This is a genomic window from Bacillus sp. FSL W7-1360 (assembly GCF_038592975.1).
Lineage (GTDB): Bacteria > Bacillota > Bacilli > Bacillales > Bacillaceae_D > Shouchella > Shouchella lonarensis.
Map to the genome: position 1 here is coordinate 1,178,970 of NZ_CP151950.1, position 14,324 is coordinate 1,193,293.

The 14,324-nt window shown below is 43.3% G+C and carries 20 protein-coding genes and 1 pseudogene; all 21 read right to left on the reverse strand.

The annotated features are described in order from the left end of the window. Nucleotides 1-178 precede the first annotated feature (178 nt). The 21 genes and pseudogenes from NSQ26_RS05820 to NSQ26_RS05920 all read right to left on the reverse strand — a co-directional run bounded on the left by NSQ26_RS05820 (nt 179) and on the right by NSQ26_RS05920 (nt 14,319). Nucleotides 179-1,846, reverse strand: a complete 1,668-nt coding sequence (locus tag NSQ26_RS05820; protein ID WP_090774927.1) for a ribonuclease J — start codon at nt 1,844-1,846, stop codon at nt 179-181. A 399-nt stretch (nt 1,847-2,245) separates the two neighbouring features. Next, entirely contained in the window at nt 2,246-3,127 is an 882-nt protein-coding gene (dapA, locus tag NSQ26_RS05825) for a 4-hydroxy-tetrahydrodipicolinate synthase (protein ID WP_499719672.1), read from the reverse strand. 75 nt (nt 3,128-3,202) lie between these two features. Next, on the reverse strand, nt 3,203-4,417 hold the full coding sequence (gene dapG / locus NSQ26_RS05830) for an aspartate kinase (protein ID WP_499719674.1): 1,215 nt from the start codon (nt 4,415-4,417) through the stop codon (nt 3,203-3,205). Beyond that, nucleotides 4,414-5,478: an aspartate-semialdehyde dehydrogenase gene (locus tag NSQ26_RS05835; protein WP_499719676.1), complete on the reverse strand. Its 1,065-nt coding sequence runs from the start codon at nt 5,476-5,478 to the stop codon at nt 4,414-4,416. Before NSQ26_RS05835 ends, dapG begins: the two co-directional genes overlap by 4 nt. A gap of 104 nt (nt 5,479-5,582) precedes the next feature. Continuing rightward, nucleotides 5,583-5,855: pseudogene (gene spoVFB / locus NSQ26_RS05840) on the reverse strand (dipicolinate synthase subunit B); the annotation flags it as partial. A 42-nt stretch (nt 5,856-5,897) separates the two neighbouring features. Further along, nucleotides 5,898-6,113, reverse strand: coding sequence for a hypothetical protein (locus tag NSQ26_RS05845; protein WP_499719678.1), 216 nt, complete (start codon nt 6,111-6,113; stop codon nt 5,898-5,900). 69 nt (nt 6,114-6,182) lie between these two features. After that, nucleotides 6,183-6,629, reverse strand: coding sequence for an ArpU family phage packaging/lysis transcriptional regulator (locus tag NSQ26_RS05850; RefSeq protein ID WP_499719679.1), 447 nt, complete (start codon nt 6,627-6,629; stop codon nt 6,183-6,185). A gap of 4 nt (nt 6,630-6,633) precedes the next feature. Next, nucleotides 6,634-6,897: a hypothetical protein gene (locus tag NSQ26_RS05855; RefSeq protein WP_499719680.1), complete on the reverse strand. Its 264-nt coding sequence runs from the start codon at nt 6,895-6,897 to the stop codon at nt 6,634-6,636. Beyond that, nucleotides 6,890-7,093 carry a hypothetical protein gene (locus NSQ26_RS05860; protein ID WP_499719682.1) on the reverse strand — a complete coding sequence of 68 codons (204 nt, stop codon included), beginning with the start codon at nt 7,091-7,093 and terminating at the stop codon, nt 6,890-6,892. Before NSQ26_RS05860 ends, NSQ26_RS05855 begins: the two co-directional genes overlap by 8 nt. Next, nucleotides 7,080-7,271, reverse strand: a complete 192-nt coding sequence (locus NSQ26_RS05865) for a hypothetical protein (protein WP_499719683.1) — start codon at nt 7,269-7,271, stop codon at nt 7,080-7,082. The genes NSQ26_RS05860 and NSQ26_RS05865 overlap by 14 nt, the downstream gene beginning before the upstream one ends. Beyond that, nucleotides 7,268-7,516: a DUF3310 domain-containing protein gene (locus NSQ26_RS05870; RefSeq protein ID WP_499719684.1), complete on the reverse strand. Its 249-nt coding sequence runs from the start codon at nt 7,514-7,516 to the stop codon at nt 7,268-7,270. The genes NSQ26_RS05865 and NSQ26_RS05870 overlap by 4 nt, the downstream gene beginning before the upstream one ends. A gap of 196 nt (nt 7,517-7,712) precedes the next feature. Further along, on the reverse strand, nt 7,713-8,000 hold the full coding sequence (locus NSQ26_RS05875; protein ID WP_499719686.1) for an RNA-binding protein: 288 nt from the start codon (nt 7,998-8,000) through the stop codon (nt 7,713-7,715). A 91-nt stretch (nt 8,001-8,091) separates the two neighbouring features. Beyond that, a complete protein-coding gene (locus tag NSQ26_RS05880; protein WP_499719687.1) occupies nt 8,092-8,622 on the reverse strand; it encodes an ERCC4 domain-containing protein in 531 nt (176 codons plus the stop codon). Then, a complete protein-coding gene (locus tag NSQ26_RS05885; RefSeq protein WP_499719688.1) occupies nt 8,616-9,068 on the reverse strand; it encodes a hypothetical protein in 453 nt (150 codons plus the stop codon). Before NSQ26_RS05885 ends, NSQ26_RS05880 begins: the two co-directional genes overlap by 7 nt. 261 nt (nt 9,069-9,329) lie before the next feature. Then, the gene (locus tag NSQ26_RS05890; RefSeq protein ID WP_499719689.1) at nt 9,330-11,729 is read right to left on the reverse strand and encodes a phage/plasmid primase, P4 family; all 2,400 of its coding nucleotides are present in this window, start codon (nt 11,727-11,729) and stop codon (nt 9,330-9,332) included. A 50-nt stretch (nt 11,730-11,779) separates the two neighbouring features. Further along, the gene (locus tag NSQ26_RS05895) at nt 11,780-12,211 is read right to left on the reverse strand and encodes a DUF669 domain-containing protein (protein WP_499719691.1); all 432 of its coding nucleotides are present in this window, start codon (nt 12,209-12,211) and stop codon (nt 11,780-11,782) included. A 17-nt stretch (nt 12,212-12,228) separates the two neighbouring features. Beyond that, complete coding sequence (locus NSQ26_RS05900) at nt 12,229-13,149, reverse strand: AAA family ATPase (protein WP_499719998.1); 921 nt, start codon at nt 13,147-13,149, stop codon at nt 12,229-12,231. Nucleotides 13,150-13,151: 2 nt separating this feature from the next. Next, nucleotides 13,152-13,346: a hypothetical protein gene (locus tag NSQ26_RS05905; protein WP_499719693.1), complete on the reverse strand. Its 195-nt coding sequence runs from the start codon at nt 13,344-13,346 to the stop codon at nt 13,152-13,154. 7 nt (nt 13,347-13,353) lie between these two features. After that, entirely contained in the window at nt 13,354-13,590 is a 237-nt protein-coding gene (locus NSQ26_RS05910; RefSeq protein ID WP_499719695.1) for a hypothetical protein, read from the reverse strand. 5 nt (nt 13,591-13,595) lie between these two features. Then, nucleotides 13,596-14,144, reverse strand: coding sequence for a host-nuclease inhibitor Gam family protein (locus NSQ26_RS05915; RefSeq protein WP_499719697.1), 549 nt, complete (start codon nt 14,142-14,144; stop codon nt 13,596-13,598). Then, on the reverse strand, nt 14,137-14,319 hold the full coding sequence (locus tag NSQ26_RS05920) for a hypothetical protein (protein ID WP_499719698.1): 183 nt from the start codon (nt 14,317-14,319) through the stop codon (nt 14,137-14,139). The genes NSQ26_RS05915 and NSQ26_RS05920 overlap by 8 nt, the downstream gene beginning before the upstream one ends. Nucleotides 14,320-14,324 lie beyond the last annotated feature (5 nt).

Here is a 14,324-nt window from a genome sequence, read left to right on the forward strand (position 1 = left end):
CTCCATCCATTCCAGCATCCGGAATTCCGCTGTCATCATTCCGACTCCTCGTGCAGTCGACTTCTGTTCCTCACAATCCCGACAATCTATATGTAGTATGATCCGCCAAAAAAAGAATATCCGCGCGCATTTAAAAAGCTCCGTGTCAACCACATTTGTGATCAACACGGAGCATTCATTATACTTCCATCATGATTGGTAAAATCATTGGACGGCGCTTCGTCTTTTCAAATAAGAACCGACTTAAACCATCCCGAACGCTGCTCTTTAAACCAGCCCAATCATGTTTTTTCTCTGCCATACATTTTTGTAAAATAGAGGTAACCAAATGGTTTGCCTGCTCTAACAACTCTTCAGATTCGCGTACATACACAAATCCACGTGAGATGACATTCGGACCTGAAACAATGATTCCTTGTTTCTTATTAAGTGTCACCACAACGACGAGAATCCCATCTTTTGATAATAAGCGTCGATCACGTAAAACGATATTGCCAACATCACCTACACCAAGCCCGTCAATTAATACATGACCTGACGGAACTTTCCCAGCAAGACGGGCGCCGTTTTGCGTAAACTCAACAACCTCACCTTTTTCAATGATGTAAACATCATTTTCAGCAATCCCAACACTCGTTGCAAGCGACCGGTGTGCATGTTGCATACGAATTTCACCGTGGATCGGTAAAAAGTACTTAGGGCGCATTAAATTGAGCATGAGCTTTAATTCTTCTTGAGAGCCATGACCTGATGCGTGAACCGATTGATTACCATAAACGACATCTGCACCAAGGCGATGCAATTGATCAATGACTGCCGATACACTTTTTTCATTCCCTGGAATGGCTGAAGCAGCAATGACGACCGTATCTTCATGCGTTAACGTAATCGAACGGTGCGCACCACGCGCCATCCGCGTTAATGCAGACATCGGTTCTCCTTGACTTCCAGTTGTTAAAATCACCACTTGCTCTGGCTTGTAGCGTTTCACCTCATCAATTTCAATGAGCAAACCTTCTGGGACTTCCAAATAACCAAGATCAGCCGCAATCGTTAATACACGCACCATGCTACGCCCGACAACAGCCAATTTCCGTTTCGATTGTACCGTTGCTTGGATCACTTGTTGCATGCGGTGCACGTTCGACGCGAACGCTGTAACAATTAATCGACCGGTCGTGCGAGCAAATACGTCTTGAATCCCTTGACCGACCTCTGCCTCAGACTTTGTCGTTCCCGGACGCTCAGCATTCGTAGAGTCTGATAATAAGCAAAGCACCCCACGCTCACCGATCATCGCCATTTTTCCGACTTCTGCATGCTTCCCATCAACCGGTGTCTGGTCAAATTTGAAGTCACCTGTGTGTACGACAGGTCCAAGTGCTGTTTCCACACACACACCGACACAGTCAGGAATACTATGACTTGTACGGAAAAATGAGACAGACGTTTCGCCAACTTTGATTTGCGAATTTGAATCAATTAGCCGCAATGTCGTATCGCGATGAATACCTGCTTCTTTCAATTTCTCCTCGACTAAGCCAAGGGTTAGCTTCGTCCCATACACTGGGACATTTACTTGTTTTAACACGTACGACAGTCCGCCAATATGGTCTTCATGTCCATGTGTCAAAATAATGGCGCGTACACGTTCAGCATTTTCTACCAAATACGTGACGTCAGGAATGACGATGTCAACCCCTAACATATCATCGTCAGGGAACATTAACCCTGCATCAATGACAATAATATCTTCATTTACCTCAACTACGTACATGTTCTTTCCGATCTCGCCGACACCGCCGAGTGCAAAGACACGTACTTTCTCTGTATGTTGCTTAGACAACGATTCATCCTCCTATTACAACTACGATTCCTCATCTTTCATAGTAAACGGTTGTATTTTCTTTTTTATGATCATCCATCACTGGTTGATAACGATATCCATCGTAATACAGACTTTCGTACTTCTGAGCGATTCGGCTCCTCAAAGAAGCCACCTATCACCCGTACGCTCATTTCAAATTCTAAGAAACATTTCAGCCTTCCACAATCTCGTTCCGATACACTGCTCTTATGAATGAAAAAATGACAGCTTGCCGCTGCTGCCCATTGCCGTACGTATCACGTGCTTATAGTATACCCCATTTTTCTAGTTGAAAACAAGAGGGGATCTTTAGAAAAGAAAAAAGCCACCCACAAAAGTTGTGGATCGCCTGATTTACTGCGCCTTAACGAAGCATGGTTACCTATGAGCTAAAACTTGATTCACGAGTGCTTGCTCCTGCTCATTCGCAGGGACTAAAGGCAATTTCACTTCTCCTACATGGACGCCTTGTTTGTTGAGCGCGTATTTGACACATGTTGGATTTGGTGCGGCAAACAATGCTTCTACAACTGGAACAATGTTGTCTTGTAATTGTTGCGCTTCTTCATCCCTACCCGTGCGAAAAGCGCGAACCAAAGCTTGCATCTCATCACCGATCACATGAGAAACAACAGAAACAATGCCATCACCACCAAGCTCAAGCACAGGCAATGTTAAACCGTCATCACCGCTATACACAGCAAATGTGTCAGGCACTTGCTTTATAATGCTTTCAATTTGCGCAAGGTCACCACTCGCCTCTTTCACCGCGACAATGTTTGGAACAGCTGAAAGCGCGATGGTCGTTTCTGCCGCCATATTCACACCTGTTCTCCCAGGAACATTGTAGAGCATAATTGGTAGTGTTGTCGCTTCAGCTACGGCAGTGAAATGGGCCTGCAAACCTGCTTGCGAAGGCTTGTTATAGTATGGTGTCACAAGCATCGCCCCTTGCACACCGGTTTTTTCAGCTGCTTTTGTGAGCGCAATCGTCCCTTTTGTGTCATTGGATCCGGTACCTGCAATGACGGGCGCTTTTCCACCAACATGCTTGACACAAAAAGAAAAAAGCGCCAGTTTTTCCTCGTTAGATAATACAGGTGATTCCCCTGTTGTTCCGCCAACAACCAATACATCTGTTCCTGTCTTTAACAAATGATCAATCAATTCGCCACACGCAGTAAAATCAATCTCCCCCGATGGCTGAAAAGGTGTCACCATCGCTGTCCACACTGGACCAAACATTCCTGTTGGTTTCATTCTCAAAAACTCCTTTCGTACAACGACCTGCCACAAACTGTCGTTTCGTGGCAGGTGTTTTTTGTCCTATTTATTTTATACGCTTGTTTCACTTAATTGGAACATCCGATGAAGTGCATTGACGGCACGTGACATGTCTTCGTTTTTCACAAGCATCCAAATTGTTGTATGCGAGTCTGCTGATTGCAGAATTGGAATATTCTCTGCGCTTAATGCGGTCACAATCTTGGCAGTGATTCCAGGCACACCACTCATACCCGCGCCAACTGCGGATACTTTTGCACAACCACGTTGGCACGATGTTTGATAACCGAGCCCGTGAAGCAACTCAAGCGCCTCGTCTGCGACATCATCACTAACGGTGTATGTCACCCCACTCGGACTAATATTTATAAAATCAACACTAATTTTCGCCCGTGCCATCGACTGGAAAACATTCTCCTGTAAGTCAAATTGCCCTTCCTTGGCAGCAACTTTCAATTGTGTGACGTTTGGAACATGGGCAATTCCTGTAATTGGACGCTCACTGACATCCATCCCACGTTCGCCTGTCATCGTCGTGATGAGCGTCCCTTCACGATCAGAGTTCGTCGCCCGTACACGGATTGGCACTTTCGCTTGCATCGCAATCTCGACTGCACGCGGATGAATGACTTTCGCGCCTTGGTAAGCCATATTACAAATTTCATTATAAGACATCGTCGCAAGTGCGCGTGCATCTTCGACAATACGTGGGTCTGCTGTCATGACACCTTCTACGTCTGTAAAAATATCAACCCATTCTGCTCGCAACGCTGCGCCAAGTGCCGTCGCAGATGTATCACTCCCACCGCGACCAAGCGTCGTTGTCTCTCCGCTCTTAGACTGACCTTGGAAGCCCGTCACAACAACAACATCATATTTTGTGAGAGACTTACGTACATGCTCGCATTTCATTTCAATAATTTTTGCATTTGTAAATGTCTCATCTGTGCGAAACCCTGCTCGTGCTCCTGTCATCGCAGTTGATGCGATCCCATGCTGATTTAACAATGAGGAGAACACGACAGAAGAGATGACTTCACCACATGACATGAGTAAGTCTTGTTCGCGCGCCGAAATATGTGCTGTATCTACGAGAGAACATAACGTGTCTGTGGCGTAAGGATCCCCCTCTCGCCCCATTGCCGAAACAACGACCACCACTTTATAACCATTGTCTATTGCCTTCTGTACTTGACGGACTGCTTGCCCGCGAGACGAATCTGTCTGTACTGATGTGCCACCGAACTTTTGTACAACTAACTTCATTGGACTGCACCTGTCTTCCGGACAAGCTGAAGACGTGCGAGCGATTCGGCAATTTGCACAGAATTCCAAGCCGCACCTTTCACTAAGTTGTCTGATACAACCCAAGCATGATAACCATTGTCTCTATCTAAATCGCGACGAATACGACCAACAAATACATCTTTTTGCCCAACAGAAGTCGTCGCCATCGGGTACACTTGTGCACTTGGTTCATCTTGTACAGTCACACCCGGCGCGCTTGCAAGCAGTTCTTTCATCTCCTGTACACTTGCCCCGCCCGTTTCCGTCTCGAAATAAATGGACTCTGAGTGCCCTGTCTCAATTGGTAAACGTACACACGTTGCTGCCACTTCTAAATTCGGCATATGCATAATTTTCTTCGTCTCTTGAATCATTTTCATTTCCTCAAATGTATACCCGTTCTCTTGGAATACATCGATTTGTGGAATCGCATTAAACGCAATGGGGTAATGCTTTTTTTCTGAGCCGACAGGTAAAACTGCCGCTTCTGGTTGCTCGTTATTTAATAATGCCCGTGTTTGTTCACGCATTTCCTCAACTGCTGCGAGTCCTGCACCGGAAACGGCTTGATATGTGGACACAATGATTTTTTTCAGTCCTAATTGCTTGCGAATGGGTTCTAACGCGACCACCATTTGGATCGTTGAACAGTTTGGGTTGGCAATAATCCCTTGATGCTGTGCCAAATCAGCTTCATTCACTTCTGGCACAACGAGCGGCACACCTTCTGTCATCCGAAATGCACTCGTATTGTCAACACAAACAACGCCACGTTGGACGGCTTCAGGCACAAGCGCTTTTGATACGCTCCCACCAGCAGAAAAGATCGCAATGTCAACGCCGTCAAACGCATTTGGTGTTGCTTCTTCGACGATATATGGCTGCCCTTTAAACAACACACGCTTTCCGGCAGATCGCTTCGATGATAGTAATTTCAATGTTGCAATCGGGAATTGACGTTCTTCTAATATGTGTAAAATTTGTTCACCCACGGCACCGGTTGCACCGACAACGGCCATATGATACCTCTGTTGTTCCATGATCTCCGATTCCTCCCTTAAAGTTCAGCACACTTCTTTTGTCTTCTCTATTCTACTAAACTTTACGGGATTTCGCACGGATGTGCAACTGTTCCTAGCCTATTTTACTTGTTTTCTATGAGAACAGGCTGATACTGCTTACCATGTAAAGCCGCTTCTACTGCGGGAATAAGCTGATCCATATGCGCCACGAGTGAATTCGGTTTTTTTTCTGGGTCATCTTGCCCATAAGGAATAAAGTAAATATTTTTTGTCGCCATTAACCGCATAATATTCACCCCATTTAAACCGAGCCCATCATTGGTTGAAATACCTAGCAAAACGGGCTTACCATTACGTAGTGTTGCCTTTGCGCCCATTAGCACAGGAGAACTAGTTATTACTTGATGATAGTAAAATTACAACAAAAGAAAGGAGCCCTACACAACGTTAGCGGCTCTTTTCGAATTTGCTTCTCTCTGTTCTTTATGAAGGTTTAATTCCTTTTCCTCGTACTCCTCAAGCATGACCTTAGCTATAGTATGATAAATTTCTTGCATATTATCATGAGACGGTTCTTCATTGGGAACCATTAAATTAATCACACTTCCATTATTACCGTCAAGTTTGATACACGTATAATCAGCGCTATTCATGCTTCCCCCTCCTCATTTAAGAAATATGTCTATACAACTTGTCAGATTCTCCCTATTCGCAATTCAAGCTCAATTTTGTTTGTGTTCAGCGCTTACACAGAGTCCCAACCTTGAAGCAACCTTATAAATCGCTGCCCATCGCAATTTGTAATAGTGGGTAGCACTTATAGGAGGATCTAATACCTCTGTGTAAACTTTTGTGTCAGTCATGTGATCAGAATCTTTATTCATGTATCGTGACTTAATGACATCCTGCTCAACATCCGATAAATATTCCACAGTTGTTTCAATCACTTCGCAAAAGCTTTTCCGTTGTTGTTCTTCTGAAGCATTATGCACCGCAACCTCCGCTGTCTGATCACTCGTACCACCACCCCGTGGCATGTCGCTCAACACCTGCACTATCTGCGCCGAACGTTTATCAAATCCCACGTACTTATAAAGACGATACTTCTCAAAGAGTGACTCCACAGCTTGTTGTGTCTTACGCTTATCAATATTTTGCAAGTCAATCATCCAATCACCCCGTTTTATTAGTTATAGTCCGCATTTCCTCCGCTCTAGCGCATTCCATCTTTCTCATCCATGCACCCGTATACTCCGAATCAAACCCCCACGCACACCGCAACATTGTCATATCGCGTGACTTTAAACAATACATACCTCGGATCAGTTCGTCTGAGTAACCAGCCACTTTTAATTCAAAGTAAGTCGCTCGGTCAAGGGCATTCTTTGCCACCTTCCAGTATTTGTGAAAGTCCTTTTCTCTCCACAGGTCAATCATGCTCGCCCTCCTCAATGATCTTGAGTACCATTTTTGCGATTTTCTGCTGACCTTTCAGATGTTCAATAGCTTTCACGTTTTCTGTGTCGCAATCTTCGTCTACATATTCCCGTGCATCAATCTCAACCCACAATGCGTATTCTAAATCATTCATTTCTTCCCACAGTTTTCTTAGTACGATTTCAGCTTTTCGCATTTTCTTCCTCCTCAATAATCTCTAAAATGGTTCGTGCCATGTCGTTTCGACCGTTTGTGTATCCATCGTGATATTCGTAGCCGTTTCCCCCACCGCGTTCTTCGGCATGCTTTTTATTGTTTTGAATTACCGTTTCTGCAAAGCGCTTAATTCGTGCGTTTGTGCTTTCATTCTTCATTGTCCGATCTCCCCTTTATGCTCAATCAATTTATCAAGATACACACGGCACTTACGCAAATCCTCAACACCGTTTTTATAAGGATAGCGGCTGATATACTTAATCACATTGCCTGCTAAAAATCCCTCATATGCTTCCGCGGTCATCTTATCTTGCATGTAGTCAAATGTTTCAATCTTGCCGCCGTAGTAGCTGGGGCGGGTGTTGTTGTCCACGTGGCTGTCGTTGCTGTAGTCGTATCTCATTTAACCAATCCCTCTCCATCTTTAATCTTCCGACCACACCTCGGACAGTAGTTAAAAAAGTACAAACATACGGCCTTACAATTTTCGCAACGTTTTGACCGTCTAAAGTTTAAACATAAAAATCTGTCATAACACCTCACAACAAACAACATCATGTTTAGTACCGCAAAAGCACATCCTCGCATGAGCCTATACATCACAGCTCCACCCAACCTCCATAAGCCCCTCCGGCAAACTTTTTAATGAGAGTAATCTCGATGCCATCGTTATAAAAATCAGCAATGTCGTCATCATCGTGCCACCAGATTGATGCGACACGTCCGTCACCTTCTAAATAAATGTCTCCTCCATCATTGTTCATGAAAAGTGACTCAACTGCTTTCTGTGCAGTTTCGAAGCAGTCAGCCTTCACCACTTCTTTCACGCCGCTTTTTTTGATGATAAAAGTCTTAATTCCTGTTGCTTTTGCTTTGCCATTGCTCATAATTCCACAACTCCCAGTCTATTAAGATTTGGATATATATTCCTTCAAGTCGTACAACCCTCATACCACGCGGATTTTCTCGTTATCGCGATCACGCTTTTAGCAACTCCCTCGCCAAATAGTAAAAGTGATGATAAATATAATTGCCACTAAATCTCGCATTCACGAACACTGTTGAAAAGTTATAACGTGCCTCAAAGCTCTTCAAGCTGCCTAACAAGGACTTTGGGTTATAATCACTCCAGTAATCGCCCTCAAGGATTTTTCTGTACCCGTCCTCATCCTCAATCAACAGTACAAATGGTGATTTTGCGGCTCGTATCATTTCATTTTCAAAGCGTGTGCGGTTGTCCTTGGAAAAATTACCTACCAACTCGTCCACAGTCGCTTTGCGCTCTAGGCACCCTGCTATATGTAAATCTCTCATGATGCCCATGTCTGGGTTTGCAGGGATATAGCAACCGTAATCGCCCGTTGACATTGTTCGGTTGGCATACTTGATGTCACGTTTAACAAAGTAGTCGCGGATGTGATGATTCTTTTGCTCTCGGGTGTCAACAGTGATGATGAGAGTATCAAGTATCTTGTCAATTTCAGACTTCGTAAACTTGTAAGCTAACATGCACGCATCTCCTCCTGCTTCTTCTGGGTGTGTTGCATGACGCGTGTGTAGATTTGATCGGCTAGGTCGTCGGTCGTATCGTCTTCGTAGTTAGCTGGATACTCAGCGTAGTTGCGCCAACCGTTATTCCACAGTTTGAGCGCGCGTTGCATAATGAGTTCAACCGCTTCCTCGTCACTTCGCAAAAAGTTATCAATTGCATCCGTGTTTGTCACCACGTGCTTCACCATATAATCAAGTAGCTTGTCATTGATATAATCGACCTTGGCTTTTTTATCCGTGTACTCGCCTTTTAAAAACAATGTCAACCGCCTTTTATTTTCTTTTAACATTGCTTTCATTGAGTCATCAATTTTGCTAGCATTATTTAGTTCAATCCCTTGTGTGCCAAGACTTACATTGCCACCTTGTTTTTCAAGACACTTGATAATCTCTGATGGATGCATAGCTTTTTCTCCTTTCCAGGGTTACTTTATGCTTTAAAAAGTAACCCACAAAAAACGTTGATATACCAATGGTTTGAACCCAATTGGGTTACTTTAGTTACTTTTTCCCCTATTCCCCACCATTAGAATCTAATCTAATAAAAGAAAGGAATATGCTTTTCTTTTATTAGAAAAGAATTTCATATGATGGAACATATAAGAAAAGTAACCTTAGTAACCCCTCTGTACTTAAAATCCTCTAAACCCTTTGTCATTACTGGGTTACAGAAGTTCAATGTCTGGGTTACTTTTTGAATCAAGGGTTACTTTTTCTACCCCTTTTTTATCCTTTAAAAGGCTTTCCTGAGAATAAGCCAAGCTGATATTTTCCGTTTTCAGTCCAACCCCATGTACGAAAACTTTATTTTTAGCTCCCCGTTTCTTTTTAAAGCCCCGACTTTCCATCAAACGGTAAAACTTACGGTTGCTGACCTCTGTTTCATCATTTTCATAGCACCATTGTTTATATTCTTTATAGCCCTTTTTCGCTTCCACCTTGGCTCCAGGATGCACAACACACATCTCTGACAAAAATGGTCCCAGCATGTCCATTGAATCTCTGTAATCCTTTGTTGCTTTGGCAATTGATTCTGGTTTATCGAGTCCCTCTGAATGCCACTTCAAGGCGCCTTCAACCATCCACTTCAAAATGCCAGGCAATTCTTCACCCAATTTATTAACTAAATCTTTGTCCTGTTTTTCTTTAGGAATTGCCGCTAAAAACGGGATCAGATGGATGCGACGCCATATACCCTCATCATCATTGCGAATGATCGGCTTGTGATTTGTCGCAAAAAACACTTTAAACTCGGGGGTAAACTCAAAATACTCTTGCCGCATGAAACGCGCTGTTACTTTGTCTCCACCCGTTATTTGCTTAACGAGCGACTCGGACAACTGTTGTCCCTCTTCACTCTCCACAGCGGCCACAAAGCGTGCACCATCCAGACGAGCAATATCATTATTAATACCGGAATCAAATTTTTTCTTAATAAATGCATCAGTGTTGGACTGCTTACCATAATCACCCATGATCTTTTGTACCGTATCAATTAAAGTGCTTTTACCGTTTTTACCCGTCCCATACAAGAAAAACATTGCTTGCTCTTTTGTTGATCCGGTTAATGAGTAGCCCAGCACCTTCTGCAAATAATTAATAACTTCATGGTCTGTATTACCATCTACATCTACAATTACATCCTCTAAAAAGGCTTTCCAGCGTGGACAGTCTGCATTTTTGTCATAGTCAACAGGGCTGATTTGTGTGATCATATATTTCTTATCGTGTGGTACAAGCTCACCAGTCTCTAAGTTAATGACTCCGTTTTGACAGTTAAATAACATCATGTGTGTATCAAGCTCCCTTTTAGCAACCGCAACCATTGGTCTTAAATCTTTGACACTATTAAGCATGACATTTCGGCTTTCACACCGTTTTGCCCATTTCAATATTGCTTTTTGCTTCTCTTCGTCTAACTCCTTAAATCCTTCGTCGTATAGCTTTCGAAACGTTTCCGCTGCTAATAGCTCTATTTTTTCGCACTCATCGACACACCATGTCTTGCCATCCCATAACAACCATCCAAGTTCTTTGCAGTAGCGGATCGCTTTTCCCATGTGACTCTTCATCCTTTCTGCGTTTCCAAGTTCTGTTAAATGATAGTCTGATGCTTCAACTTCTGCTAGAATGTTTTCTTCCTTTTTTCTAGATTTCTTTTCTGTAGCAATGCTGCTATCGTTGTACTCACTAACGCTAACAGAGCATTCGCTAATTGCTTTATCTATTTGTTGTGCACCATACGTGGAGTCACCACGCTGTGAGTCCCATTTGTCCCTCATCAATGCTGATGATCTAAAAATCGAGTCCATTCTCACTGCATCACGGTCTGTCCAAAATGCCAAATGGTTGCAAAATGCCATGTCGCTTGCAGAATGGTCGTCATCTATGTGGTGACCATTGTACAACGCTCTAATGACTTCGCCTTTGCGACTAGCAAACATACGGTCTAAAAGCTCTCTATCACTTAAATCAGCAATCGAACTTCGATGTGGATTACCAGAATGCACTTTTTTAGGTTGTTGCTTTTTATCTATATAAAGTCCAAACACCTCACGCATCGCATCTGTGCGATTTGCTACTACATCACCATTTACTTTGTTTCCAGTTACTGTGAAATAACGCCCATGTCGGTAAATCTCCAACCCTAGTGCTGGATTCTTTTTACCTGTCCCGTGACCTCGTAACGGTAACTTTCCTTTAATAATGATGTGTAACCCTTCGCCTGATGGAGACAACTCTGTATAACTGCTCAATCTATCCATAACGTCTTTTGCAAGATCAGAATAAGTACCATCCTTAATGCAATGGTCTATGTCAACGCCAACAAACTCATCATTTTTGGTAAAAACAAACCCTATCCCATCAAATCCACCAGCATCATAGGCCATGACAACATCATCAAAGCTTGACCATTGCTCGGGCTTATCGGTTGCAGCTTTGTTGCGATTTACTTGATATGGCACTTTACTTATCCTGTCGCCACGCATCTCTTTACGCCACAATATCCATTGCTTGCACTGTCGCAACTCCTGTGGGATATTTTCAAAGTTATATTGAGCCACGCTTTCCCTCCTCTCTCGCTATGTATGGGAGGAGCCGTAGGCCCCTCGTCTCAAAATGGCAGGTCTTCGTCACTCACTTTGACAACCTCTGTTTCTAATGGTGCAACATCGGACTTCATGTATTTTTCAACCGTTGCATACTCTCTTCCCTGATACTCTCGTTTTCCAACTTGGATGCGCAAGCACTTGTTGAGCATTGTTTTCGCCCATTCCTCATGCGTCTCAAATTGCATATCTTTTGGAAGGTTTGCCGCCTTACCTACTTGCAGAAAGCGCCATTCTGTCTCGTCTGATACGACAAAGTTATCGAAACGCACTTTCAACCCTTTGCATTCTTGGTCAACATCATCACGAATCTCATAGTCTAAAATGATCATTTTTTTACCCGTCGAGGTTGTCGTTTGCTCATAATTTTGTACAAATACCTCATACTCGCCATTTTTAATCTCTACATCCAACTTGTCATAATCCATTTTCAACATTTAGAATCACTCCAATTTTAGTTTTTTGTTAACCGCTCGTGAGCGGCTTTCATATATTTCAACTCGAATTCATCGATCTTCTTGCTCATTTTGAATTCGATTTGATCAAGTTTCTTCCGTTGTTCATCGTCGTTCTCAACAATTACTTTGATCTTTTGTAGCAACGCTTGTCGTTCTGATTCCTCCTCGGCTCGCACGTCAGCACCTAACTCTAGCCATTTATATAACTTAGACCCAACAGAGGGTGTGAGCCGCAATTCTTCGTGTGTAAATAACATGGTATTGTCTTTTGTAGCCTTTGCTTTATTGTCCATACCGAGAGCGAAATTCAGCATGAATTCGTACTCCATCTCATCCTTTTGCATCGGTTTGGTTCCCACTTTAACTGGTTGCACTTTACCGTGTGGGGTAGTCTCCATCACGTATTCTTGTTTAGTGCGCAACGTTGCGATAATATGCACATCGTTGCGTGTCAAAGTTTTAACCAGTTTAGTGGTTTCAGACGATAATTTGCCCCAGTTTTGAAATGAATTTCCTGTCATACTTGCATGCTGATCAACGATCCCGCCTTCGCCCTGCCAATTGTGGGATAGACTATCAATGATGATGACTTCCGTCCCTGCCTCCTTGAGAGCTTGTACTGCTTGCTGGTAACGATCTGTCGTGTAAGGAGGTTCGAAATTTATATGAAGGAACTCACCAACACGCTCATCCTCTTTGCCAAATGTAACATTTGCGTATAACATGCTTCGCTTATGCTCTGTATCAACGACACCCACTTTGCTCCAGAGTGTGGATTCGTCTGCATCAGGATACGCTTCTTTCATCAGTCCTAGCGCAATCATGAGCGCTCCCACAGTCTTACCACTACCAGACGGACCAATTAAACCAATGACCGCCTTTTGTTTTTCCCGTCGTGCCTTTTGCACTTTGAACATCATCAACCCACTCCAATCACATTCGTAATCTCATAGTCTTCTGATACAGCACGCATCTCGTCTGGTGACATTCCTTCGACTTGTAGTAAAGCCAACTTGTCTAGCATTGAATCATCTTCATTTTCAAAGTTCCCTGCCACTTCAACACGTGTCTTTAGCTTCATCGTCACTTCTACATCAACGCCGTATTTCTTCATTAGTAAATCACTCCTTGTCGTCAAACAACCCGGTAACTTCAATATCTTGCCGTACATACACACATGCCTTTTTTGCAATAGGCTCAAAATGTACTTTAGTTTCCCCGTCTTCGTTCCAAATTGAGAGACAACAGTTTGAGAAGTAGACGTGATATTCCTCTTTTCCTAAGTCAACCATGGCACCGTGTTCTTTTTGCAACACATCTATCGCATAGCCCCAATTCATTTTTTCTTTTGCGGTCATCTGATTCACCCCATATCAATTTTATAGGTTGTTTTTGCTGGCTCGATGATGACACCTGCAACCTCTTGCCCGTTTTCGTCAATTGCTGTTAGCTTCCCGTCAATATCAACCACGTTTAATGATTTTTTAAGATCAGACCACTTCACTTCCTCTTTCACTTTCACGTATTCATCCATCCCAGCCGCCTTAACATGCTCCAACAGCTTGTCCTTATCCTTTGCGACCGGTGCCGCCTTGCGTGTTGTGCTCTTGGACTTACCGTGTGGAGTACGCAAGGTTTTCGCACTCGGATCATCTTTCAACGTCCGCATATGATATTCAGTCACTAGAGATTCTAAATTCCCAATAGAAACATTTATAGGCTCCAATTCTTCCTGTTCCCACGCGGTGATGCGCTCTTTTTCTTGTTCAGCAATCTCTTTGATGTTATTTTTTTCATCATTTAGCACTGCAAGCTTTCGAAATACCCAGTTCAGTTGCGATTGGTCGTTCACTTCAAATTTTTCCTTCTCTTCTCGAAGCTCTTTCATCTCATACATTTGCAGCTTATTCATCTCTCCGTGCCTCCCTTACCTTTTTAATTGCATCTGCCATTTCACTTCGTTCCTGCATTTCTTCCTCAGATACCCTTGATATATCTTCTGGAGTTTTACAAAGAACTGCGATCATCAAACACAGCACCAAACTTCCAATCACAACCCAAGTATTACCCACGTCATCCTTTTCCAAAGAGC

Excerpts from the sequence above, each read along its gene's own strand:
- dapA (WP_499719672.1), bottom strand. The coding sequence starts at position 3,127 with ATGAAACCAACAGGAATGTTTGGTCCAGTGTGGACAGCGATGGTGACA.
- dapG (WP_499719674.1), bottom strand. The coding sequence starts at position 4,417 with ATGAAGTTAGTTGTACAAAAGTTCGGTGGCACATCAGTACAGACAGAT.
- NSQ26_RS05835 (WP_499719676.1), bottom strand. The coding sequence starts at position 5,478 with ATGGAACAACAGAGGTATCATATGGCCGTTGTCGGTGCAACCGGTGCC.
- NSQ26_RS05845 (WP_499719678.1), bottom strand. The coding sequence starts at position 6,113 with ATGAATAGCGCTGATTATACGTGTATCAAACTTGACGGTAATAATGGA.
- NSQ26_RS05850 (WP_499719679.1), bottom strand. The coding sequence starts at position 6,629 with ATGATTGACTTGCAAAATATTGATAAGCGTAAGACACAACAAGCTGTG.
- NSQ26_RS05855 (WP_499719680.1), bottom strand. The coding sequence starts at position 6,897 with ATGATTGACCTGTGGAGAGAAAAGGACTTTCACAAATACTGGAAGGTG.
- NSQ26_RS05860 (WP_499719682.1), bottom strand. The coding sequence starts at position 7,093 with ATGCGAAAAGCTGAAATCGTACTAAGAAAACTGTGGGAAGAAATGAAT.
- NSQ26_RS05865 (WP_499719683.1), bottom strand. The coding sequence starts at position 7,271 with ATGAAGAATGAAAGCACAAACGCACGAATTAAGCGCTTTGCAGAAACG.
- NSQ26_RS05870 (WP_499719684.1), bottom strand. The coding sequence starts at position 7,516 with ATGAGATACGACTACAGCAACGACAGCCACGTGGACAACAACACCCGC.
- NSQ26_RS05875 (WP_499719686.1), bottom strand. The coding sequence starts at position 8,000 with ATGAGCAATGGCAAAGCAAAAGCAACAGGAATTAAGACTTTTATCATC.
- NSQ26_RS05880 (WP_499719687.1), bottom strand. The coding sequence starts at position 8,622 with ATGTTAGCTTACAAGTTTACGAAGTCTGAAATTGACAAGATACTTGAT.
- NSQ26_RS05885 (WP_499719688.1), bottom strand. The coding sequence starts at position 9,068 with ATGCATCCATCAGAGATTATCAAGTGTCTTGAAAAACAAGGTGGCAAT.
- NSQ26_RS05895 (WP_499719691.1), bottom strand. The coding sequence starts at position 12,211 with ATGTTGAAAATGGATTATGACAAGTTGGATGTAGAGATTAAAAATGGC.
- NSQ26_RS05900 (WP_499719998.1), bottom strand. The coding sequence starts at position 13,149 with ATGTTCAAAGTGCAAAAGGCACGACGGGAAAAACAAAAGGCGGTCATT.
- NSQ26_RS05905 (WP_499719693.1), bottom strand. The coding sequence starts at position 13,346 with ATGAAGAAATACGGCGTTGATGTAGAAGTGACGATGAAGCTAAAGACA.
- NSQ26_RS05910 (WP_499719695.1), bottom strand. The coding sequence starts at position 13,590 with ATGACCGCAAAAGAAAAAATGAATTGGGGCTATGCGATAGATGTGTTG.
- NSQ26_RS05915 (WP_499719697.1), bottom strand. The coding sequence starts at position 14,144 with ATGAATAAGCTGCAAATGTATGAGATGAAAGAGCTTCGAGAAGAGAAG.